The following is a 23,949-nucleotide window of genomic DNA, read 5'->3' as shown; positions in this document are numbered from 1 at the left end:
TGCTTATCCTCTTTATGACTTACTTTATTTGAATAGCCAAACTTTGCTGGTTCGCTTGCTGTTTGCCCTTTTGATGCTGATGGCTGTCGACCATTTGTTTGATTTGAGAGACGCACGAGCCACAGTTAGTACCGCATTTGAGTTTGTTTTGAAGTTGGGTCAGTGAAGTGCAGTCTTGTTTCTCCATCGCGTCATGTATTTGTTTATCGGTAACGCGGAAACAACTACAAACCAGTTTGGCACTGCTTTGCGATTGAGTGATGGTAAGCAGTTGCGATAGCGCCATCGGCTTGCCAATCAAGCCAGTAAAGTTGGTGTAGTCAGTTTGAATCGGTTCGCTAGACACCACTAAAACAGAGCGAATGATACGAACGTCTCCAACAAGGTCGTAATCCACCGCTAGCCAACCCTGGGCAATATCTATCGTAATTCTGCGGCTCTTTTCCGTTCGACAAAAACTCTGCTTCTTTGGTCGCTTATCATGTGCAAAGCGCCAAATGCCCAAATTGCTTTCTGCTTGAAATGCGCTGTAGAGAAATTTACCGGAATCAAACTGCGTACCGATGAACATACCGTAGGTTTTGACCGCGGCGTCTTGCACTTCAACATAAGACGACTTAAATGCAGGCTGCCCTGAAATAGGGTCTTTTGCGCTGTTTACTATCGCATTAACACTGCTTTCACCGCCATATCGACCCGCCCAGTGCATTGACATAAACAGCTCCTGAAAACCCAAACCTTCATCAATGGCAACTTTGGCATAAATACCGGTGTTTGAAGCAGGCTGAAACAGCTTGGTGAGTTGTCCTGCTTTTAAGCGATTTTGAGTGGCAGAGAGCGTGTTCATGTACACGGTTGGTTCTAACTCTGAGGCGGCAAGGTGGGCGATATGCCCTGTGCGCGTCATGGTATGCCATTGGTCACGTTGCCTGCCCGTATTGAGCCACCAGCCTTTTGTTCTTTCTAAGCGCGTTGGAGATTCACTGGTCACGACAAAACGCGCTTTTCCATCTGGGTGTGAATAGACGCCATCAGCAAAAGGGCGCTCTCCTCCCCATTGTGTCGGCACCCACTCTTCGTATTCTTGCTCGGTTAAGTTGGCGTATTGAGAAAGATCTAGCTTCAATGGCGAATCTGCATTCATGCCTGTCATCGCGGCATATTCCCTGAATACCGCCCGCTCAGAAGTAAACGCAAAGCCATTTTGTGTCTTTTCCAATGCACACAGAGCTTGCCCAACTTGGCTTATCGCCCACCAATCTGATTTTGCTTCACCGGGAGGCGTTTGAAACTGGCGCTGCCTTGAAAGTCGACGCTCAGAGTTGGTCACCATGCCTTGCTTCTCACCCCAACCAGCGGCGGGCAGCAACAGATCCGCGTAATGCGCCACATCCGAATCCGCTGTGATATCGGAAACAATCACAAACGGACAAATCTCTAGTGCTCGTTTTACCAATTGGTTATCTGGCAAAGAGACAACAGGATTAGTTGCCATGATCCACAGAACTTTAATCTCACCACGTTCTACCGCCTCAAACAATTCAACGGCTTTTAAACCGGGCTGAGTGGCAATTTCTGGTGAATCCCAGAACGCTTGCACTTGCTCGATAGACTCTGCGTCAAAAGCACGATGAACCGCTAATTGATTTGCCAGTCCACCGACTTCTCGCCCACCCATTGCATTCGGTTGACCTGTAATAGAAAACGGCCCGCAACCTGACTTGGCAATTTTACCTGTCGCCAAATGTGCATTAATAATGGCATTGCCTTTATCGACACCATTTTCGGCTTGGTTAACCCCTTGGCAAAACAATGTGATTGCGGTTGGGCTTTGCGCAAACCATTGGAAGAATGTCGTGAGTTTTTCTTCTGAAATGCCAATGGAAGACGTTAGATTAGTGACATCGTAACGTAAATCAGAAGCTTCTTCTGCAAGCGCATCAACCCCGTCGGTATGGGAATTTATGTATTGAGAATCAAGGCATTGCTGATCAATAAGAAACTTAAGCAGCCCATTAAAAAGTGATACATCCCCATCGTTTTTAATCGGTAGATGCAAATCCGCTTGCTGCGCTGTGACCGTTTCACGCGGGTCAATGACCACCAGCTTGAGGTTAGGATTGCTCTCTCTCGCTTGTTGAATACGTCGGAATAAAACAGGATGCGTCCAAGCGGTATTAGCACCGCAAATTATCAATAGCTCAGTCTTATCAATATCGTCGTAATTGACGGGAACGACATCTTCACCAAATGCTCGTACATGAGCCGCAACCGCCGAAGACATACACAAACGGGAGTTCGTATCGATGTTTGCGCTGCCAACATAGCCTTTCATGAGTTTGTTGGCGACGTAATAGTCTTCCGTTAACAACTGCCCTGACACGTACATCGCGATGGAATCCGGTCCAAACTCCGCTTTCGCTTGATGAATCTTTTCAGCAATCAGATCCGTGGCTTGTTGCCATTGCACCTCTTGCCCTTGAGGTCGTTGCTTGGTGACAAGCTTTGGATACAACAAGCGCGAAGGCATATTCAAGCTCTCTGCCAACGCGACGCCCTTTACGCACAGTGAGCCCGCATTTGCAGGATGACACGCATCCCCAACGATTCCTTTCGCATTGACCTCGACACCACATCCAACACCACAATAGGGACAAGTGGTTTTTTTGCATCCTTGCGACATAACACCTCCAGTGCGATTCAGCCCAACTTACTAGCAAAAAAAAAGCCTCTCCCGAATCGAGAGAGGCAGCAATGCCTTTAACGCTGTTAGTACATTTTCAAAAAGTAATACCCTATACCGCTCTCGCCTGCTATTGAGAGCGGCGCATCGAGTTATCGATGAACGTTTATGTAAAGCAAGTGAGGTGCCAAGATTAAAAACCTTTACTATACAAAAGGTTAGCTTAAAACCAATTATAGCAACGTAATGCTACGCACTGATTGTGTGCAAATTTCGATCATTATCGTGCAGAATTACTTTACTAATTCCATGACTAACCTGGATTCTTCGTCACCAAAATAATGCGCTTCTTCTTCTAACGTTTTAAAGCCAAGGGAGAGGTATAAAGACAATGCAGGTTGGTTCTTAGGATCGACAGTCAATTTCACGCTTGAGCCTAACTTCAACGGCGCAATAACGTTTTCTAGGAGGGAACGCGCAATACCTTTACCTCTATGTTGAATATCGACGGCCAATGACATGATCCAATATTGATGTGCATTTGTGCTAGTCGTTAGCAATATATACCCTGCGACCTGCTCTCCCTCTTTTGCTACCAGTAAGCTCTCTCCCCAACAATCAAAAGCTTGCCGAAAGAAAAATTGAGGATAGGCGTGCTCTCCAAATAAAGTATTTTCGAGCTTATATATGGCAAATAAGTCCTCTTTTTGCGCAGACAAGATGTCCATTCAATGACTCCTTCTTTAACATGAATGGCAGCAGTATACCTAAATCTCATCTAAATGACGGGACACAAACATCTCAATTAAGTGCTTAAGAAATGTAATATTCTTCCTGAAAATTAGGCCTAACTCACTTAGAACATACATCCGTGATTAAGTTTTAACCGCAAAATCAAAAACCACACAAGATGAAAATTTCAACACATACAACCATTAAACGCATTACATTTAAGAACTTTATTCTGGTTTATTGAAAAATTCATAGTTGGATAATTTACAACCACCCCAAATTCACAGCATTATTCACCAAGCTTTGCGTGTGATAATAAACACTAAAACCTTTACCATTTTCAGCATTATTATTTTTATAAAAGCGAGTTTTAAAGTGAAAGAATCTCGAAATGCCTTAAATCCTAGTGAAATAAACACAACCATAGCTTGGTCAAAACATGATACACATTGGGTTCTTAGCCTATTTGGAACAGCCGTTGGCGCAGGCATCCTGTTTCTGCCAATTAACCTTGGGATTGGTGGTTTTTGGCCTTTAGTCGCGATGGCAGTACTTGCTTTTCCAATGACCTATCTTGCGCACCGTGGCTTAGCTCGTTTTGTACTATCTTCTAAGATCAAAAACGCAGACTTCACTGATGTAGTGGAAGAGCACTTCGGCGCAAAAGCAGGTCGTTCTATTTCACTGCTGTATTTTCTTTCGATCTTCCCGATCCTGTTGATATATGGGGTTGGAATAACAAACACAGTAGATAGCTTCATGGTAAATCAGGCTGATATGGCTTCTTTACCTAGACCTTTGCTTTCTGGCGTACTAGTGTTTGCACTAATTGCTATTATGATGGCGGGTGAAAAAGTAATGCTACGGGCCTTTGCCATCATGGTGTTCCCACTTGTTGCCATTCTTGCCTTTCTATCATTTTACTTAATACCGAACTGGACCATGCCTGTCATGGATGTGCCAGAAGCGTCAGCTTTTGCTAGCACTATGTGGTTAGCAGTTCCTGTAGTGATTTTCTCGTTTAGTCACGCAGCTGCAATTTCAAGCTTTGCAAATGTACAACGTCGCCATTACGGTAAGCAGGCAGATGCCAAATCCGAAGTTATTCTTCGTCGCACTAGCATCATGCTGATTGCCTTTGTTCTTATTTTTGTATTTTCCTGTGTACTAACACTGTCACCTGAACAATTGGCTCAAGCAAAAGAACAAAACGTATCCGTATTGTCTTACTTAGCGAACGCAACCGATAATCCATTTATTGCAACACTTGGTCCTTTAGTAGCGTTTGTTGCTATCACTTCATCTTTCCTTGGGCATTTTTTAGGTGCGCGTGAAAGCTTAAATGGTTTAATTAACAAGCATTTTAACCTATCTGAGAAGCGTGTTGATCGTATCAGCGTGGCAGCACTGTTCTTCTCAATCTGGGCGGCCGCGATCATGAACCCAAGTATTCTTGGTATGATGGAAGCATTGTCAGGGCCTGTTATTGCAATGATCTTATTTATTATGCCAATGTTAGCGGTGTATAAAATCGAGGCGATGAAACAATATCGAGGAAATGTCTCTACTTACTTTGTTCTAGCAGCAGGCATTGTGGCGGTAAGTGCATTGATTTTTAGCTTCTTCAGCTAATAACTAAAGACTAGCTTGGATTTTCAGGGGAATACCTTACACAAGGTTAAGGTGATTCCCTGAATTTTCTTACTCTTTAAAAGGTAATCATCGTTACCCTTGACTCTTAAATAAGAGCGAAAACACCCGCAATCATAAGTACTGAAGCGATGCAGGTACGGCCGATAATGCCGAAGTGCGAAGGTTGAATCATTTCATTATGCATAGTTAATCTCCTATTTATTATAAAAGCCATTTTTTATTGGCTTAATAACACTATGTCTAATATCCAGTTTTTTAACAACCCATACAAACATTAAATATTTATGACAGAAACGTAATTTTTTACACTTCGCCCTGATTTTGAGCGATGAATCCGCGGCTTAAATCATTAGATTGAGTCCACCGAATATGCTCGCCTACCTGTCATCGTTACCTTATCTATACCATCGCCTAATCATTGCATAAGTTTTCAATAGATTTTGTTTTATAAATCATAATATTATAGAGATCCTTCTCGTATCTCACTCCCAAAACACTTTGCCACTGGGAATCCATCCGCACTTAACCAACAAGAAATGGTAGACTTAACTGGTATTCGGTTAAGAGATCACATTTTATTAATACGCTCATGCACTTCTCAATTAAAAAACTGGCTTGCGCACTTTGTACTGCACTTGGACTTTTCTTGCATCCCACCAACGTACTGGCGAGTACCGAAAAGCAAGCTTATCTGGAAGAACACATTTCAGCAGAAAGCAAGCCCATGTTAAAACTCTACTTTCGCTCGATGGGTAAGCCGCGATCAATTCAAAAAGATGAGTTAAATGCGCCACAGAATGCATCAGCGGAGTCTCTTGCTCTGTATTACTTTGCACGAAAGTACCTTAAGCGTTACGAAGGCGTTCCATTACCGAAAGATATGCCCGATTTAATCGAATTCGGTAAAAAGCACCATTTGGAATGGGTCGTCGCTGAAGCACAGCTCAATAAGGCTGTAACAATGATTGAGCAAGACGATAACTGGAACGCAGAATTGTTACTCCATGACGTTGTTTCTACAGCCCGTGATCTTGGTTATCTAGCATTAGAAGGCCGTGCTTACCGCTGGTTAGGCAATCTAGAAGTATCTCGAAATCAACTACGCAGTGGCCTAAAATATTATCGCAATGCCTATGAGTTATTAGAAAAAACAGTATTTGAAATACAAGTCGCGATGACACTGAACAACATTGGGACGGTCTACATCGACGCATCAGATTGGGCTCGGGCCAACAGCTACCTAACGCAAGCCCTCGACACTTACCTAGAGAGCGAATATCAATACGATAATAGCTTTTTTATGGGGGTTATCTACGCAAACCTTAGCATCGTTCACTCGAGCCTCGGAGATAACAAAAAAGCGGAATATTATTTCAATGAAGCCATTCGACTTTCAATGCAAACGGGGTCGGACACAGTCAAGCACCACTCTTTATCCAGCTTTTCACAAATGTTGAGCTCGGTAGGAAAAATTGATGATGCATTAATGGTCGCACAACGTTGCGTAGACCTGCCCATTCCAAAAAATCTAGAAATGCTAAAAACGTCTTGTTACGAGGCATTTGCAGAGGCTTACCTCGCAAACAAACAATACGATAAAGCTATTACAACAGCACTTAACGTTCTAGAACAAACTAAATCAACCAGTGAATTAGAGCTGCGTCAGCGTATTGATATGCTTTCGGTACTGGTAAACGCTCATCAAATTCTTAATGACTATGAAGCGGCTTTTCATTATTTAACCCAATTAAGAGAGCTAGAGGCTGAGTTTTCTCATCATATTCATGGTGAAGAGATGATTAACATTAAGTTTGACCTCGAAGCTAAGTTAGCCCAGAAAGAACTCAAATTGCTAGAAACAAAAAATGCGCTACAAGCCTCTGAACTGCGTTCACAGCGCTATCGAGAAATGTTCTACTTTATCGCTATTGCGGCAATTGGAGTCGTTGGTTTTCGTTACGTACTGCGCGTTAGACGTATTAATAAAGCACTCACTCAAGAAAATACTACCGATCCATTAACTCAACTGCATAACCGTCGCTATCTTCACATTTGGTTGGACAAAATGGCTCGTAGAAGCCCAGATAGAACATTTGCCTTAGCCGTTTTAGATGTCGATCATTTTAAAACCTTTAATGATCAATATGGACACGATATTGGCGATAAAATGCTGACTCATATTGCCACGCTATTTAATGAATCCACCCGCTCTGGTGACCTACTCATTCGTTGGGGTGGAGAAGAGTTTGTCCTATTATTCGAAGTACAGCGAGTTGAAGATTGCGCTAAGTTTTTGGAGCGATTGAGACATACTGTTGAAAACACGCCATTGGTGGTTGACTCTAAACCATTAAGCGCGACAATTTCCCTTGGAGCAGTGGACAAACTGTCGGCACAAATAATTAAACAAGAATGGGATCAGTGGTTTTTCTTGGCAGACCAAGCTTTGTATGATGCGAAGCAAGCTGGCAGAAACCAGTTCATCATTCATCCTACATCTTAAAAAGCACACATGAAAAAAAATCTAATCATTATTACTTTTGCGCTTCTATTTCTTATGGCGTGCAGTAATCAGCAAGCATCTCAACTGGGAATGCGCAGCAGCAGTGTCAATGTATATGCCCAGCAAATGAGTAACACTCAACTATGTGAAACTCTCTACTACAACCGTGCAACCAACCAAACCAAAGTGGCGATTGGTGCTGAGTTCAATCGACGTGGATTAAACAAAAAGTGGTGTGATAAAGAATTCGATAAGTTGTACATTAAAAAGTGGATTGATAACGTGCTGCCTAAAGAAAAAGCCGAACCTAAGAAACCAATGGCAACTATTCAACCCGCTTCAACTAAATAACTCCCCTCTTGAAGCAGACGGTACACTCGTATTTTCTGCTTTTCACTTTTCATGCATGCTCGATGCGACATATAAAAACCTCATGGTTTCAGTAAATTAACAAAGACTTATGTTGTCCATCGAACTTTTAATGTAAACAAGTTGTAAATGGTTTTCGTCCTTATTCTTTGTCGTTAGCTTTGTTTGTTCCTGTTAGCGGAATATGAAACAGGAACTAAAAAATTCCAAACAAAGACATGAGGTCAAAAATGGAAATACGCATTAATCGCCTATTTGCTGCTATGTTGGCAGTAGGCATTGCACCTGCCGTCTCGGCGTTTGATCCACTCTATTCTGAACAATGGCACTTAGACAACACGGGGCAAACTGCGTTTGCGGCTAATCCTGCTGTTGCTGGGAACGACTTAAACACTAAGCTCACTCAGGCAATGGGGATTGCAGGTGTTGGTGTGAAAGTTGCCGTTATTGATTCTGGAGTGCAGATCGATCACCCCGACCTTGCAGGTAATATAGTTACAGGTAGCAGAAACTTCGTCGAAGACTCTTCATTCCCACCAAGTTATCCGGTTGATACTAATGGTCATGGCACTGCTGTAGCCGGTTTGATTAGCGCCGTCGGCAACAACGGTGAAGGCGGACGCGGTGTCGCTTCTCACTCTTCCCTCATCGGTTTTAACTGGTTAGCCAACCAGACATTAGAAGGCTGGTTAATCTCCCATGGCATGGACCCAGCAACACGCGATGTTCGCGTATTTAACCAAAGTTACGGTTTCAGCCCTATAAACCCGATTACTTTTGATGAAAGCGACCCTCAACTAAAACTTGAAATGGACGTGATGAAAAACGTCAGCGAGAGTAACGCCTGGGGTCGAGGTGCTGTATTTGTAAAGTCAGCAGGTAATGGTTACCGCTATTTCAATGCAGGGCGATTCTTCGTATTACCAAGTAACTTCTTTGCTGGTGGAGACAATCAAGGCTTGCCGATGCACAACTCTGCTCAGTCTTATGATAACGCCAATTACTTCAATTTAGTCACTAGTGCACTACGAGCGGATGGTACGCGAGCGAGTTACTCATCTGTGGGTTCGAACGTGTGGGTTGCAGCACCAGCAGGTGAATATGGGCAAGATTTCCCTGCTATGGTCACCACTGATTTAATGGGTTGTGAAGAAGGGCAAAACACCAGCGACGGACTTGGTATCAATGGCTTACACGGCGGAACGGAGCTAGACCCGAACTGTAACTATACCAGTACAATGAACGGAACCTCGTCGGCTGCGCCAAACACGTCAGGTGCCATCGCGGCAATTATGTCAACGAACCATGCGCTTTCTGCTCGTGATGTACGTGCTTTACTAGCAGAAACAGCAAAAGTAACGGATAAAACGCATCCAGGCGTACAACTTGAATTTACTAACCACAAAGGTGAACAGGTTAGCTACGAGGCCATTTCTCCTTGGCAGAAAAACGCTGCAGGCGTAGATTTCCATACTTTTTATGGCTTCGGAGCTGTCGATTTGGATGAAGCAATGCAACGTGCTCGCATGACGAATCGTGTTTTACCAGCTCAAGTCATTACGCCATGGGTTAATAACGCTACAGAAGTAAGTGTACCCGATGCAAGTCTAGTTGGTGGTTCTTCAAGTATCGCCATTGCCGATGAGCTGACAGTAGAATCCGTTCAAGTGACATTGACACTGGACCACGCTCGTCTGCCCGACTTAGCTATCGAGCTCATTTCGCCATCAGGGACTCGTTCCGTTTTGCAAACACCGCGCAATGGTCTTGTTGGTCAATCTCTTGATCCAACGATTACAGGCTACAAAGATCAATTAATGTTGTCTAACCAATTTTATGGCGAAGATGCAAAAGGCGAATGGACGTTGCGAGCAATAGATACGAACGGCGATGAAGTCTATTCTTACATTGCATATTTCAACTCTTCCACCATCTATGACGTTCCGATGGCAAACAACGCTCAGCCCGGTGTTATTAAGAACTGGTCGATGCGCATATTTGGACACTAAGGAGTCAATAACATGAAATACAAATCATTTTCTATGCTGGCTCTCGTTATCATGACGTCGAGTGTATACGCTGAGCAACAGCTCTCTCAACAACCGGCACCAGAACTGTTTGTGCCATCAGAAGCGGTTGAGATTAATGGCCAAGATTATCGAAAAGTGCAAACTGGCACTGTTAGAACCCTATCTGAAGACGTAAAACTTCAAGCGGGTGATGAGGTGTTTAAGAATGCGTTTAGTAACGTATCCAAAGCCACAGGACTGGTTTATATCACCGTAAACAATCCTAACGAAGCGAAAGCAGTCGCCAAAGAGTTAAAATTAGAAGTTATCTTCGCAGAGGGGGAATCAGCGGTGTTAAAAGCATCTCAAGATCAAGATCTGCTAAGTATTAGCGACTACTTAAATGCAGACAGCCGGGTAAAAGCGTCTAAAATTGAACTAAACAGCGGTAAATACCGTGCACAATAATTCTCTAACAAGAGAAGTTGGCCTGTAAAACCATGCCTCAGCGATTGCTGAGGCATTTTTATGGGTAGGAACAGATACGCTATTATTCTTTAGTAACATTTCGCATAACTAGTATGATACCTAAACACCCTACTCGCCTGCGCCTGTCATTTCTTAAACAAAATAATTTCCGTTCTTAGCTCTTCTTCCGTGGTTTCCTTCGGACTATTCAGATAGCGTTCGATTCCTAAAGGACTGGTTTTGACTTTGATACCACTCTGACGAACCAAGTTCATCGCTAAAGCCCATGCATTTCCCAAAAACTGATATTCACCTCGGTGTTCAACGACAAATGTTTCACTCTCAGGAATGGTACCAGTAACCGCCCCTTGAGGCGCTGGTACTGAGTTATGAAGAGGAAAGCAAGTGATAAACTCGAATGTACTTTTCTGCATATCCATCGACTCGTAATAACAAAACAATTCACCATTCACGGATAGGGTTTCGTCACTAATTAACTGTTCTAGTTGCTGAACATGCTTCTCAATTACCGAACCTAATTCCTGCAAGCTAGCCACACCCTTGATCCCAATGTAATGAATTTGAGGTAACGTTCGGTTACCTATTTCGACTAAGTCTGAATGCACTCTTCCGGTTTCAAGCTTACTTTTGAGCATGCGTAACCCACGTTGATAATCCATCTCTATCATCGACTTAAACATACTTTTCAGAAAGAACAGATACCAAGGGACGCGAGATTGCATTTGCCATTCGACTAAACAGCCATTTTGTGACGGCGTCACGATTAGAGTCACCTTTCCATGGCTCTTGATTGGGCGAAAGAAATGCAGCTCCATATCTAATCGATGCTCTTGAGTACTTTCCAGTACAATCGCGCCAGTCCCAATACGCTGACCATTCCATTGATAACCAGCTCCAACGTGGCCCTGATTATCACTGAATGTCAGCTCGCAGCTTGGTTCAAGAATGATCCATGGTGACCAGCTGGGCCAGTTATTGAAGTTCTTGAGATAGCCAATAATTTCACTTTGATTCTTATTAATTTCAATACTTCGGCTGACCTGATAAGAGAGCATAACGGTTCCTCGAGTTTCCGCTTCACTAACTTCAGTCTAATTCAAATTCCAGTTTTTTCTTGTTTGACTGCGGGTTAGATGCGTACGAAAAGAAAAATCCAGAGCGTTAATTCTCACTTGAATCAATACGCGCAAAGCTAAGAGCAGAACTCCACTTTTGCACTAAATCGAACACCATCATCGTCCAGTACTAACTCCCATCCCATCCGTTCACATATTCGTTGTACGATAACAAGCCCACAACCATAACCAGCGTTGTACGTCTCGTTGCCATCGTGACGATTTAGGATCTTAAGCGCATGACCTTTCAACTCAATTTCAATATCTCCCACACTATAGCTAAAGGCGTTTTTAATCAGATTGTTGATAACAATGGCCACAAAACTCTCTGGTGCCTTCACTACACCACTATGTTGTTCGTGCAAAGCGTAATTCGAATCTTGCTTGGCAAATAAAGGAGCTAGCTCTTCCAACTGTTTTTGTAAACAAGTGAGAAGCTGATGCTCTCCGTAATGCTGAGGCTCTATTTTCTCTTTACCAAGTAAGAGAAACGCTTCTGTCAGTACACGCATCTCGTCACAAGCTGACTGCATCCTCGTGATGGCTTTTTGCGCAATTCGAGGTTGATCAGGAATACGCGTCAGAATGTCTGTTGAGCCTTTAATCACCATGATTGGCGTTCTCAACTCATGCGATGCAAAACGGCTAAATTCTTGTTCTCGTTTGAAATAGCCCGCGATATCGTTTTTATTATCCAGCAAAGTTTGCTCTATCTGGCGTGTTTCGCTGAACTTAGTTTCAACTTGGAAAGCGGGTTGATCCGGTGACATTTGGCTAATTTTTTCTTCGATTTGCGCTAGTGGTCGAGACAATATTCGCACCATATAAATGCCATACCCGACCATAACAAATGAAAATAAGCCACCGAGCAGTAGCGTAAACTGATGCAGCGAGCTTTCGTATTCGTCGAGGTAATCATCGGAGTCATCTTGAAATACAATGTACATAAGCCCCTTCCCTGAGGGGTGTTTCAATACGACAAAGTGTTTGTCTTCTTCACCAAGCAGATATTCGTAAAAACCAGGTGAAGTAAAAGAGAGCAACCAATCGGGTGTCGGTGCTTCACTCCAATATGAGTTGAATTCCAATACGTTTGGCAATGGCGCATCCCAGCCCTGTTTCTCGAAATTCTCACTATAAAGCGCAGCTTCAGTATCTAGCCAGTGATGTAAACTCAGCACTTCCAGTTTGTTTTCTGCCACATAAATCAGCGACCAAAAAAGAGTAAACATCACAAACGTCATGACCCCAAAACCCCAACGGATCTTGCGATAAATGCTTGGATATTCGTTATGCTTTAAGTCGGTAACCTTGTCCATGAATAGTCTCTAATCGTGATTCTTCAAAACCTTTGTCTAGTGCGGTTCTTAAACCATAAATATGGCTACGAAGTGCATCACTTCCAGGTGGTTCGTCTCCCCACACACTATCGATCACTTCTGTGCGCGAGACCGCTGCTGGAGCACGTTGGAGGAGCAATTTTAAAATTTTAGTTTGAATTCGACTCAGCTTAATTTCTTTGTCTTTTCTCGTTACTTTTCCTGTCCGCGCATCTAAACAAATATCTGCAAATTTGAGCGTTCCGATATCTTGTCTTGGACCACGATTAGCCAAAGCATGAACACGCAAACTGAGCTCTTCCATCGCAAATGGCTTCATTAAATAATCATCTCCCCCCGCTTTAAAAGCCGCGATTTTGTCCTCTAGCGTATCTTTTGCCGTTAGGAAGAGAATTGGCGTTCCACATAACTTATCTTGTCGAAGCTTCTGTACCGTACTGATGCCATCGAGCTTCGGCATCATGATATCCATGATGATTACATCGTAATGATTTTCCTCGATTAACTTAATCGCAGCCTCTCCATGAAACGCACAATCGATAATCATGCCTTCTAGCTCAAGATAGTCTGCAATCGTCTCCGAGACGTTATGGTTGTCATCTACAATTAAAATTTTCATAAAATCACATTTCTTCACGATCTCTTCACGATATGCCCAATAAGATACAGGCAATTTCCTAAACTCGCTCGTAAATTGAGGTTAATACAATGAAAAAACTCGCTCTTATTTCTGTAGTAGGTTTGGCATTGTCTGGTTGTGGTGGTTCAGGTGGTGGCAGCAATAGCGATAGCACATCAACTCAACCAGCAGTGAAACCAAGTGTAGCGATTGGCTCTGTTGAAGCGGTCAACGCTGAAGAAAGCACGTTAACCGTCAATGGACATACGTATCGTGTGTCTGAGGTGGTTTATGACGACACACAAGTGCAATTGGCCGATGTAAAACCAAAAATGGTGGTTCGCGTGGGGTCAGATATTCGGCAAGCTTCGAACAATGGCGTCCGAGTCACACTTGAACCAACCATTACAGGACGTGTCACAGCGATTGATCATGTGAAGAAAACATTTACGGTAAACGGCATAGATCTGCAGTTTGACGGTTTAAGTGATGATATAGAGATCAACGACTGGGTGATGGTGTCATCCTTGCCGACTGCGGATGCGGGTTATCGAGTGTTGTCTGTGGTCGAACTCGACGTAGATAACGATTACCCAGTACTTGATAACGACTACGAACTGGAAGGCCGTATTACCAGTATCGATGAAAATGCTGGCACGTTTGAGCTTGGTACAAATATAACCGTATCTTACGACAACATTAGCCAACTTAGCATCGGCCAATGGGTGGAAGTAGAAGGTGAAATGCAAAACGGTATATTCATGGCAAATGAGGTAGAAGTTGAAGACTACGACGCTCTAAACAATGGCAGCGATGTGGAAGGTATCGTGACTTGGGTTGCCAAGGATTATAGTGAGTTCTGTCTAAACTACCGAGGAGCCTTCTTCATTGATAACGCAACACGCTTTGAGGATGGTAGCAAAGCTAATCTAGAACAAGGTCAAGAAGTAGAAGTGACCTCTGTGATGAAAAATGGCAAACGCACCGCTACCGTCATCGAATTTGAGCAGTTGGAGTTTGACAATGACAACCAATGGCGAGGTAAAGAGTTTGAATGTGAAGGATACGTATCAAACTACGATGCTGAAGCAAGAACATTTGAAATCGAGCGTTGCGAAAACGACGCAGATCAATTGCTAAACAACACGACCGTTGTGATTGATGCACAAACACGCTTCCAAGGCATTGAAGAACTTAACCTAAATGGTGCTCGTGTCGAAGTCGAAGGTGTGATCATTAACGACCAAAATATTGCCCGTGAAGTGGAGTTAGACGTTTACGACAACTAATCCCTTCTACGCTTAAGAAAAAGTGTCACTTCGATGGCACTTTTTCTTTTCACCTTACTTTGCTTCCCAAGCTCAAACCAACAAATTCTCCGCCAAAGCCTTTTCTCTCCGTTACACTTTACCTATGTTTCACAACATTGGTGACAACTATGAAAAAACGCAACCTCATTTTGTTAATCTTGTTTTTTGGTTCAGCCACGAGCTTAGCTAGCGTGATGGATCCTGACTGCGATGCAGAAAAGGCAGCTAAAGCCGCTGCGACAAAAGCCGTGGTTGGTGTTGGGGGTCGCTGTACGCCTAAAGAGGCACTGAAAGATACCGCAGTTGATGCAGGAAAAGACAAATTGCCAGATGAAGGGATGGCGGGTAAAGCTGTTGATGCAATGACACCGGAAAAAGAGAAGAAAACGGTGAAAGACGTAACCAAAAAGCTCAATAAAGATTGATACGCTTGCTTGTAGTTAACTTTAATAGCGAAACTCCCCCCTCCCAAAAAAAAGAGCGCCGATTGACGCTCTTTCCGAACTTTAATAGATAACCAATTATGCGGTCTCTGCTTCACCTATCCAATGATAATGGTGGTTGGCTTTTTTCCCCACTAAACCGAGCTCTGCCAATTCTTCAAATACCTTGTCTACCTCTTCCGCAGACAGCCTAAACTGTTTAGCAACGGCTTTTTTGGTGCACGTAATTTGATGCGTTTTAAGTGCATCGCTAACTTGCTCTAACAAGGTTTTCGGTTCCTTTGGTTCTTCTGGCTCCGGCGCTACTGGTATTTCTTGCTCTTCTTCCTCTTTTATATGAGGAAGATAACCCGCAGGCGCTGGGTCTATATCGCGAACTGTTTTCAATATCATGCCCTCATTTCTGCGATAGAAATATCGGAACCGTTGCTCTTCACCAATCAAGCCAACAAAAAATGCAGCAAAGAAGTCCAAAAGAATCGAAAGAAATACAACCAAGCCAAGCTGAGCTTGTTGAGAGGTGGTACCAAATGCGTTGGCTAGGCTATCAATCAAACCAATCACTGAGCCTTGCGTGACCGGCGGTAAACTATCACGCTCCATAGCCAAGCGTTGCTGCTCTTCACGTAAGGCTTTGTTTTGATCCTGAATGCGAGTTACACCAGTCGCGATACGCTCCATCTCGATGTATTTCTGCGCTGCCATATTGTTGAGCTCAATCTGCTTATCGATTGCCGCAATCTGACGATTAAACGCTTCCACTTTCGCCTGCTCTACCGAAATATGACTTTGTGCACTATTGGTTGCACTATTAATCCCACCAATACTACCGCCAATGGAAATCGCAGCTAAGACTAAATAAAACACGAGAGCGGTTGCGGCTCCTGTGTAGTTGCGATGGGCTCGGCGCTCACCGTATTCATACCAAGCGTAAAATTTACCCGCTTCAAAAATGATCGCTAAACCACCAAATAAGGTTTGCATCATCGGGTTTTCGTCGATCGACAAAAACAGCAATAGAGAAAAAATAGTCGATGCTAAAATCGCAGCACCGGTGAATGCATATACACTCACCATGGCAAATCGACCTTTAGGGTATCGATATCCAATCTGTTGTTCGTATTTCATTTGAGAAATTTCTTAAGATTAATCGCCCCTCCGACTAAGTAGGACGTTTCTGGCATGTACAAAGGAGCGCAGAATACCGTATCCTTTATTAAATTACTGTCATAATTCCGTTAATGGAAAACAAGTGAAGATTCGGTGTGCATTTTGAATCGATATCAGCCAAATCTAGCACGTAAAAACACCACCATGACACCCACTAACCGAAGCTTCAGTGGCATATAAGAGAGATTAATTCGGTATCTTCAAAAGCGACTAGGCAAGACTGACAAGTTGAATTGGAGGTTGTGAATGTCAGCCGAATCAAGACATTAAAGCGTTAAAAATAGGCAATAAAACAAATAATGCACACTTGCATCACCTTTTAGTAAACTGATAATTACATTGTTTGGTTAATTTGTTAGTATCCCGCGCCGAAGAAGATAAGCACTCAATTGTATGGAAAACACTCTAATACAGCACAAACACCATCGCTTGCACGCTATTGCGGTTATTATCGCGGTGTTGTTTCAGTTGTATTTAGCGTCCACAGCCGCTCTTAACCCTACACAAGTTCACAGCACAACTTGGCTCAACAAAGTCCAAAGTGAAAAGGTTTTACTGTGTACCGCAGATGGTTTCAAATGGGTGGATATCAATACGTTGATTGAGGCTAACGCTCAATCTTCTTCTAAGCTCATCCAAGATCTTAACTTACACGACGGCTTTCAGTTTGAATGCCCGCTTCTTCAAGCTGTTCAATTCTTTCTTTTGGTTGCGATTGGGCTTTACCTGACAACCATCCATTGGCTGCGCCGAGTAAAGTATGCACTGACGACTTATCACTTTTCAAAATGCGATAAGCTCGTTTACAAACACATCGCGCCTAAGCACTCTCCGCCGAGTGTTTTTCCTGCCTAACAGGCATCTAATCATTGACAACTTTATTCAAAAATAACGATGACTCTGTTTGTTGTCCATTCAGAGAAGCTATTCATTCAAAAGGAAAAACACATGCTTAAATCATTTAAAACCGCCGCTATCGCGCTTATTGCTGTCATCGCTAGCCCACTGAGTTTAGCGCACGATTATGAAGCAGGAAAAATTCATATCGACCATCCATGGAGCCGAGAAGCGCCACCAAACGCACCTGTTATCGGTGGTTTTTTTCAACTAACCAACCACGGTGACAGTGAAGATACATTGATCGCAGCAGAAAGCCCTATCGCAGGGCATGTCGAAATTCACACGCATAAGAAAGAAGATGGTGTGATGAAAATGATTAAGATTGACGAAGTGCGCGTTCCAGCCAATGAGTCTGTGTTGTTTAAACCAGGCAGCTTCCATTTAATGATTTTTAACCCAACACAAACTCTTAAAGAGGGTGACCGCTTCCCTATGACATTAACCTTCAAAAACGCAGGTAAGGTTGAAGTGGAAATGGCGGTTGAGAAACAAGGCCACATGGAAAAACACATGCATCATTAATGACGCAAACAAAAGTGCCCGCTGATTTAGCGGGCATTTTTATCTCAGCTTAGTCAAAATCATTATCCAATAGGTCCTAACTCGACTCTTCAGAACAATGGTGATAAATAACGCTTGGCGAAACGGCGTCATATATCATAACAGCGTGCTCGGGCAAGAGATTCTAAATCACGCTCGTTCCTCGCTATTCAGAATGACCTTGAAAGACTTAAGATCCTAAAAAGGTTCCCTAACCGCTTAAAACTCAACCTCTCGACAAAGTTATCCAACCATCACTTGGCAAGCCTAAATGAAATCATAAGTTTGGCAACAAAGACCCACGGTTAATCGGCTTTCTTTCTACTTGCAACAAACCTCGGCCCAACGAGCTAAGCCCGCAGCTATAAGCTCAATTGTTTATATATCCCGATTATCCTGACTAGATACAAATCATGCACGACCGCAAAAGTCGATATATGCCACTGGATGAGTCAGCATCTAAAGAAAGTACGTGATCGACTTCTCATTGTTGGTGTTTCTCTGTTTATTAAAACTATTTGTATTACAATAATACTCTATGTTAAATAAAAATCCTTTCCAACTCTACAAACATGAGAGAACACCATTATGTCTACTAAAATTGCATTTATTTCTGGTGCTACTGGCGGTATCGGCTTCCAAGTAGCAAAGCGTCTTGGTCAGGATGGATACACGGTCATTCTAAACGGCATTGAAGATGAAAAAGGTTCGGAGTGTATCTCCAAACTACATAACGCAGGAATTGAGGCTGAATACTACGGTTTTGACGTTACAGATGAACATGCCGTCGATGAAAACATCAATGCTATTGGTGAAAAATACGGCAAAATCGATGTTGTCGTTAATAACGCAGGTGGTCTTGGTGGTCGTAGTCCTATTGAAGGTATGGAAACTGATTTTTTCCGTAAAGTCATGGCTTTAAACCTCGATAGTGCATTCTTCGTATCACGCGCAGCGATTCCATTTCTAAGAAAGTCTGATAATGCATCAATTATCAACTTCACTTCAAACGCTGCTTGGAATGCAGGTGGTCCAGGTGCAGGTATTTACGGTACATCAAAAGCCGCCGTTCATACATTAACTCGCGCTTTAGCTAAAGAGTTAGCTCCGGCTGGAATTCGTGTCAATGCAGTATCTCCTGGCACTATCGATACACCATTCCATGCTCAAATCAAAGCAACCAAGCCTGAAGTATTTGCTTCTTGGGCAGACAGTATTATGCTTGGACGCCTAGGCCAGCCAGAGGAAGTCGCCTCTGCTATCTCTTTTCTGGTAAGTAAAGATGCATCATTCATTACCGCAGAAACACTGCAAATTGGTGGTGGTCAAGCTTTAGGCATTTAGTACCAATAAGTCTTTTTACCTATCAGTAAGTACGCTTTAGTACTGATTTGATAACGGCCGCAGTATGTTTGTACTGCGGCTTATCCTTATACCACCTCGCCTTTCACCCCATCTGGAACGTTTCACCCATTTTTGGTATAGACAGTATTCCTCTAGCTGAAACAAAATCACTTGTATTACAATAAATCTTATTTTTACGTTATTTAAGCCTCCTAAAGGCTTTGTTCACGATAAAATGGAAGCGCGATGAATCCGCTTTTCTTATATACACTGATGAATACCCCCACAAACCTTACTTACATCTCACTTTTAGAAAAAATTCATCCCAAGCCCGCTATGCTCATAATTTTCAATTGCAAAAGCCACAATAGTCATTATGATTACTAACAAGCAATATAATCATACAATAGTATTTTTGGAGTTAAAATGACTAAACCTATCATTGGTTTCATCGGCCTAGGCTTGATGGGCGGAAACATGGTTGAAAACCTACAGAAACGTGGTTACGAAGTTGCTGTAATGGACCTCAATAAAGATGCTGTTGACGCAGTACTAGCTCGTGGAAACGCTTCTGAAGCTTCTTCAGGTAAAGAGCTAGCAGAGAAAAGTGATATCGTGATGCTGTGCCTAACAACATCTGAAGTTGTCGAAAAAGTTGTTTACGGAGACATTGGTGTTCTAGCTGGCATGTCAGAAGGTAAAACACTCATCGACTTCGGTACATCTATTCCAGCTTCAACGAAGAAGATTGGCGCTGACCTTGCTAAGAAAGGGGCTGGTATGATTGATGCGCCTCTAGGTCGTACACCTGCCCACGCAAAAGATGGTTTACTGAACATCATGGCCGCAGGCGACGTCGAAACATTCAATAAGGTTAAGCCAGTGCTGGACGATCAAGGTGAAAACGTATTCCACCTTGGCACACTAGGCTCTGGTCACGTAACTAAGCTTGTGAATAACTTTATGGGTATGACAACCGTAGCAACAATGTCTCAGGCATTTGCTGTTGCTAAACGTGCTGGTGTTGATGGTCAACAATTATTCGACATCATGTCTGCAGGACCATCAAACTCACCATTTATGCAATTCTGTAAGTTTTACGCCGTAGATGGCGAAGAAAAACTAGGCTTCTCTGTCGCAAACGCAAACAAAGACCTCGGTTACTTCCTTGCTCTATGCGAAGAGCTTGGTACAACTTCCCTGATTGCAGAGGGCACTTCTAAGAGTCTACAAGCAGCAGTTGATAAAGGCCTTGGTCAAAATGACGTTCCAGTCATCTTCGACTACTTTGCAGAGCTAGAAGCTTAGTCACACTCAGTTGTAACTAAAAGCCCAGCTACCAATGTAGCTGGGCTTTTTTTTGTTTTTCCCCAGACGCTCATCACTCCTTGATACCCTAGCCACTCCTTTAAAGTTTTGCAGGGCAGCCTCTTCCAATTCTCTTATATATTTTCCACTCACACTTCAAAACCTCTCTCCTATTTCTGGCGTACGCCTCATTAAAGCTACGTCTGATTTAATGCTTTTTCTTTGCTAAGAAGGCACACATATTTATTTAAATAGACAAAGCATCAGGTTTGGGGTGTAAAGTGTAAACACGGCGTGCAAAGAAAGTTAGATTGCTTTTTCGCTTTAGGCTGACGACTCTAATGTGAATATAGTCGCACCTTATTGGGAGTTCCCCAATACAACGAATAACAACAAACGATGCGCCACGCTTTCTCAGTCAGCTTGATCAAAAAATCCCACGGCTTTAACACCGCGGGATTTTTCATTGAGAGTCTTTAACTTTGGTTAGCTTTTCGCGTTAGCTAACTTTGGGCTTTTAGGCCCTCGGGCTGCGTTCACCAATAGAACACCCACCGAGAGAACAATCGCACCACACAAGATAAACAGTAGTCGACCAGATGGTTCATTTGGAATTAGAGCCATAGCTAGGATACCGAAGCCCGCTACGCTGATAAGCTTACCAAGCATGCCGCGCTGTTTTGTATCTAGGTTCTGCTGCTCTTCGCTGTCAGCTACAAGTGGCGTATTCCAGTTCTCGAACAATTGGTCCACTTCTTTCTCACGTTCAGGTGATAGACCTTTGTAGAAGCGCGTTGTCAGCAAGAAGAAACCACCGGTGAAGATAACGTGTGCCGCTAAGCTCAAGCCAACTTTTAGGTCTGCCCACTCACGTCCTGTAAACGCTTGCTCTAGACCGAATAGGCGCTCTACATCTTCTGCTTGTAGTGAGATACCGAAGATGTAAGAAACAAAGCCACCAACAACCAGTGTTGCCCAACCAGCCCAATCCGGCGTCTTACGAATCCACATACCAAGTAGTACAGGAATCAGCATTGGGAAGCCAATTAATGCACCGACGTTCAGTACGATATCGAACAGGCTCAAGTGACGTAGTGAGTTAATGAATAGACCGATACCAATGATGATGAAGCCCATCACGATAGTCGTTGCTTTACTCACGATAACCAGTTCTTTTTGCGACGCTTGTGGACGCACAATCGGGCTGTAGAAGTTCATCACAAAGATGCCCGCGTTACGGTTAAGACCAGAGTCCATTGAAGACATGGTCGCCGCAAACATTGCTGACATCAGAAGACCCACCATACCTGCTGGCATTACGTTTTGTACGAATGCTAGGTAAGCTGCATCACCACCTACTGAGCCGTATTGCTCTGCGAAATCAGGCATAAATGCCGCAACGTACCAAGGTGGTAGGAACCAGATGATAGGACCAACAATCATCAGCACACATGCAAGACCTGCAGCTTTACGTGCGTTTTCACTGTCTTTTGCACATAAGTAGCGGTAAGCGTTGATGCTGTTGTTCATGACACCGAACTGTTTAACAAAGATGAACACAACCCAAAGGATAAAGATACTGAAGTAGTTCAGGTTGTTACCCAGCATGAAGTCGCCGTGGAAGTTCGACACGATGTTGCCAATACCGCCACCATGGAAGTATGCCGCCACCGCACAAGTGATCGTCACTGCCATGATAACCAGCATCTGCATAAAGTCAGATGCAACAACCGCCCAAGAGCCGCCTGTTACCGCCATTAGCATTAGCACTAAGCCCGTAACGATGATGGTCGCTTCCATAGGAATGTTGAAGACCGCTGCCACGAAAATCGCAAGACCATTCAACCAAATACCGGCCGAGATCAAGCTGTCTGGCATACCAGCCCAAGTGAAGAACTGCTCTGAAGTCTTACCAAAACGTTGACGAATTGCTTCAATCGCCGTCACTACACGTAGTTGGCGGAACTTTGGAGCAAAATAGAGGTAGTTCATAAAGTAGCCAAATGCGTTGGCTAAGAATAGGATTACAACAACGAAACCGTCGTTGAACGCGCGTCCTGCGGCACCTGTAAACGTCCATGCTGAAAATTGCGTCATGAAGGCGGTAGCACCTACCATCCACCATAACATCTTACCGCCCCCTCGGAAGTAGTCACTGGTTGAGGTAGTGAACTTACGGAACATCCAACCAATTGCAACTAAGAAGAAGAAGTAGGCAAGAACAACAAGAGTATCAATAGTCATTTTTTCAGCCTTTCAAGTTTGATCATTTTCTAACGTCTAGACTACTCTTCTCACAACTCCATTTGTACTACAATAAGCTTTAACTGTGATCTAAAGCATAAGTTACTCAACGAAAAAACACGTCAAACCCCTTACTTTCTTAGGACAATGGCTTTCTAGGAGATAATTGCCACTCAGAACACCTCAACATATTGTAATACAAATTGTCTAATTGAAATTTATTTGAGTATGGAATATTTTTCTTCTTCGCGCTTTGTTTGAAGATCAAAAATGCGCGGCATTTCTTTGAAGGAAACGTAATGAGATGTTTCGAAGGAATTGGATAGAAAGTGGGATTTAGATGAATGTAACAAGCAAGATCCCCGACTCGCTCCTTCGTCGCTCTCGAGGATGACGCAAGGAAAATCCAACGCTTTCTATTTCTACCTCTAAAATCTCGTATCTCAACTCTCCAATCTCGCTTCTTTCAAACTTTCAAACACAAAAAAGCGAGCCCTGAGGCTCGCTTTTCATTCTTTTCGCTAGTTTTATCGGGGTGTTACGACACTTATGCTACGTGAGCTACTGCGTCGCGAACCAGTGTACCCAGTTCATCCCACTTACCTTCATCGATAAGTTTTGTTGGAACCATCCAAGTACCGCCACATGCCAGTACTGAAGGGATAGACAAGTACTCGTCTACGTTACCTAGGCTCACACCACCTGTTGGCATGAATTTCACTGGGTAAACCGCCGTTAATGCTTTAAGCATACCAACACCGCCAGATGGCTCAGCTGGGAAGAACTTAAGTGTACGCAGACCCATTTCCATCGCTTGCTCAACTAGGCTTGGGTTATTTACGCCAGGTACGATTGCCACGCCTTTGTCTAGGCAGTATTGAACCGTGCGAGGGTTAAAGCCAGGACTTACGATAAAGTCCACACCAGCTTCGATCGCTTGGTCAACTTGCTCGTTGGTTAGGATAGTACCTGCACCGATCAGCATTTCTGGGAACTCAGCGCGCATAGCACGAATCGCTTCTGCAGCACACTCTGTGCGGAACGTGATTTCTGCGCAAGGCATACCGTTTTCAACCAAAGTGCGGCCCAGTGGAATCGCATCTTCTGCTTTGTTGATGGCAATAACAGGAATTACTTTTAGGTTTGCTAATTGTTCGTTTAATGTCGTCATAAGAGTG

At 43.4% G+C, this 23,949-nt stretch carries 19 protein-coding genes; 11 read left to right on the top strand and 8 right to left on the bottom strand.

The window, feature by feature from the left end; translation table 11 throughout:
• Nucleotides 1-19: 19 nt before the first annotated feature.
• Nucleotides 20-2,683, bottom strand: a complete 2,664-nt coding sequence (locus R7M92_RS17070) for a nitrate reductase (RefSeq protein WP_318133855.1) — start codon at nt 2,681-2,683, stop codon at nt 20-22.
• 293 nt (nt 2,684-2,976) lie between these two features.
• Nucleotides 2,977-3,411, bottom strand: coding sequence for a GNAT family N-acetyltransferase (locus tag R7M92_RS17065; protein ID WP_031781129.1), 435 nt, complete (start codon nt 3,409-3,411; stop codon nt 2,977-2,979).
• A gap of 379 nt (nt 3,412-3,790) precedes the next feature.
• Between R7M92_RS17065 and R7M92_RS17060 the strand changes: the two genes are divergently transcribed.
• The 5 genes from R7M92_RS17060 to R7M92_RS17040 all read left to right on the top strand — a co-directional run bounded on the left by R7M92_RS17060 (nt 3,791) and on the right by R7M92_RS17040 (nt 10,417).
• Nucleotides 3,791-5,047, top strand: coding sequence for an aromatic amino acid transport family protein (locus tag R7M92_RS17060; RefSeq protein WP_206946472.1), 1,257 nt, complete (start codon nt 3,791-3,793; stop codon nt 5,045-5,047).
• Between the two features lie 610 nt (nt 5,048-5,657).
• Nucleotides 5,658-7,571, top strand: coding sequence for a tetratricopeptide repeat-containing diguanylate cyclase (locus R7M92_RS17055; protein WP_318133853.1), 1,914 nt, complete (start codon nt 5,658-5,660; stop codon nt 7,569-7,571).
• 9 nt (nt 7,572-7,580) lie between these two features.
• Nucleotides 7,581-7,922, top strand: coding sequence for a hypothetical protein (locus R7M92_RS17050; protein WP_318133851.1), 342 nt, complete (start codon nt 7,581-7,583; stop codon nt 7,920-7,922).
• A 248-nt stretch (nt 7,923-8,170) separates the two neighbouring features.
• Nucleotides 8,171-9,949: a S8 family peptidase gene (locus R7M92_RS17045; RefSeq protein ID WP_318133848.1), complete on the top strand. Its 1,779-nt coding sequence runs from the start codon at nt 8,171-8,173 to the stop codon at nt 9,947-9,949.
• 12 nt (nt 9,950-9,961) lie between these two features.
• On the top strand, nt 9,962-10,417 hold the full coding sequence (locus R7M92_RS17040; protein WP_025767689.1) for a hypothetical protein: 456 nt from the start codon (nt 9,962-9,964) through the stop codon (nt 10,415-10,417).
• A 146-nt stretch (nt 10,418-10,563) separates the two neighbouring features.
• Here the strand turns inward: R7M92_RS17040 and R7M92_RS17035 are convergent, their stop codons facing one another.
• From R7M92_RS17035 to R7M92_RS17025, 3 genes are all read right to left on the bottom strand, one after another.
• Entirely contained in the window at nt 10,564-11,493 is a 930-nt protein-coding gene (locus R7M92_RS17035) for an SRPBCC family protein (protein WP_318133846.1), read from the bottom strand.
• 137 nt (nt 11,494-11,630) lie between these two features.
• Nucleotides 11,631-12,872 (bottom strand): HAMP domain-containing sensor histidine kinase, encoded by a 1,242-nt coding sequence (locus R7M92_RS17030; RefSeq protein ID WP_318133844.1) that lies wholly within the window; start codon nt 12,870-12,872, stop codon nt 11,631-11,633.
• Complete coding sequence (locus R7M92_RS17025; RefSeq protein WP_017820242.1) at nt 12,844-13,512, bottom strand: response regulator transcription factor; 669 nt, start codon at nt 13,510-13,512, stop codon at nt 12,844-12,846. Before R7M92_RS17025 ends, R7M92_RS17030 begins: the two co-directional genes overlap by 29 nt.
• A gap of 89 nt (nt 13,513-13,601) precedes the next feature.
• On the opposite strand from R7M92_RS17025, the gene R7M92_RS17020 reads away from it, so the two are divergent.
• Together R7M92_RS17020 and R7M92_RS17015 are read left to right on the top strand one after the other, a co-directional pair.
• The gene (locus tag R7M92_RS17020; protein WP_318133842.1) at nt 13,602-14,801 is read left to right on the top strand and encodes a DUF5666 domain-containing protein; all 1,200 of its coding nucleotides are present in this window, start codon (nt 13,602-13,604) and stop codon (nt 14,799-14,801) included.
• Nucleotides 14,802-14,950: 149 nt separating this feature from the next.
• Nucleotides 14,951-15,247: a hypothetical protein gene (locus tag R7M92_RS17015; RefSeq protein WP_017634219.1), complete on the top strand. Its 297-nt coding sequence runs from the start codon at nt 14,951-14,953 to the stop codon at nt 15,245-15,247.
• Between the two features lie 96 nt (nt 15,248-15,343).
• Here the strand turns inward: R7M92_RS17015 and R7M92_RS17010 are convergent, their stop codons facing one another.
• Nucleotides 15,344-16,393 (bottom strand): Preprotein translocase subunit SecY, encoded by a 1,050-nt coding sequence (locus R7M92_RS17010; RefSeq protein WP_262629635.1) that lies wholly within the window; start codon nt 16,391-16,393, stop codon nt 15,344-15,346.
• A gap of 435 nt (nt 16,394-16,828) precedes the next feature.
• Between R7M92_RS17010 and R7M92_RS17005 the strand changes: the two genes are divergently transcribed.
• The 4 genes from R7M92_RS17005 (at nt 16,829) to R7M92_RS16990 (ending at nt 20,527) form a co-directional block, all read left to right on the top strand.
• On the top strand, nt 16,829-17,290 hold the full coding sequence (locus R7M92_RS17005; protein ID WP_005388493.1) for a hypothetical protein: 462 nt from the start codon (nt 16,829-16,831) through the stop codon (nt 17,288-17,290).
• Between the two features lie 93 nt (nt 17,291-17,383).
• A complete protein-coding gene (locus tag R7M92_RS17000) occupies nt 17,384-17,857 on the top strand; it encodes a copper chaperone PCu(A)C (protein WP_085568981.1) in 474 nt (157 codons plus the stop codon).
• 606 nt (nt 17,858-18,463) lie between these two features.
• Nucleotides 18,464-19,219, top strand: coding sequence for an SDR family NAD(P)-dependent oxidoreductase (locus R7M92_RS16995; RefSeq protein WP_137282568.1), 756 nt, complete (start codon nt 18,464-18,466; stop codon nt 19,217-19,219).
• Nucleotides 19,220-19,645: 426 nt separating this feature from the next.
• The gene (locus R7M92_RS16990; RefSeq protein WP_085568980.1) at nt 19,646-20,527 is read left to right on the top strand and encodes an NAD(P)-dependent oxidoreductase; all 882 of its coding nucleotides are present in this window, start codon (nt 19,646-19,648) and stop codon (nt 20,525-20,527) included.
• Between the two features lie 486 nt (nt 20,528-21,013).
• On the opposite strand, the gene R7M92_RS16985 is transcribed toward R7M92_RS16990, so the two are convergent.
• Complete coding sequence (locus R7M92_RS16985) at nt 21,014-22,771, bottom strand: sodium:solute symporter family protein (protein WP_005388503.1); 1,758 nt, start codon at nt 22,769-22,771, stop codon at nt 21,014-21,016.
• A 547-nt stretch (nt 22,772-23,318) separates the two neighbouring features.
• Nucleotides 23,319-23,942 carry a bifunctional 4-hydroxy-2-oxoglutarate aldolase/2-dehydro-3-deoxy-phosphogluconate aldolase gene (locus tag R7M92_RS16980; protein ID WP_005388506.1) on the bottom strand — a complete coding sequence of 208 codons (624 nt, stop codon included), beginning with the start codon at nt 23,940-23,942 and terminating at the stop codon, nt 23,319-23,321.
• Nucleotides 23,943-23,949 lie beyond the last annotated feature (7 nt).

This window comes from Vibrio sp. Vb2880 (assembly GCF_033337975.1).
GTDB lineage: Bacteria > Pseudomonadota > Gammaproteobacteria > Enterobacterales > Vibrionaceae > Vibrio > Vibrio alginolyticus.
The sequence above is the reverse complement of the archived record's forward strand: the minus strand, read 5'-3'. Positions and strand labels throughout refer to the sequence as shown.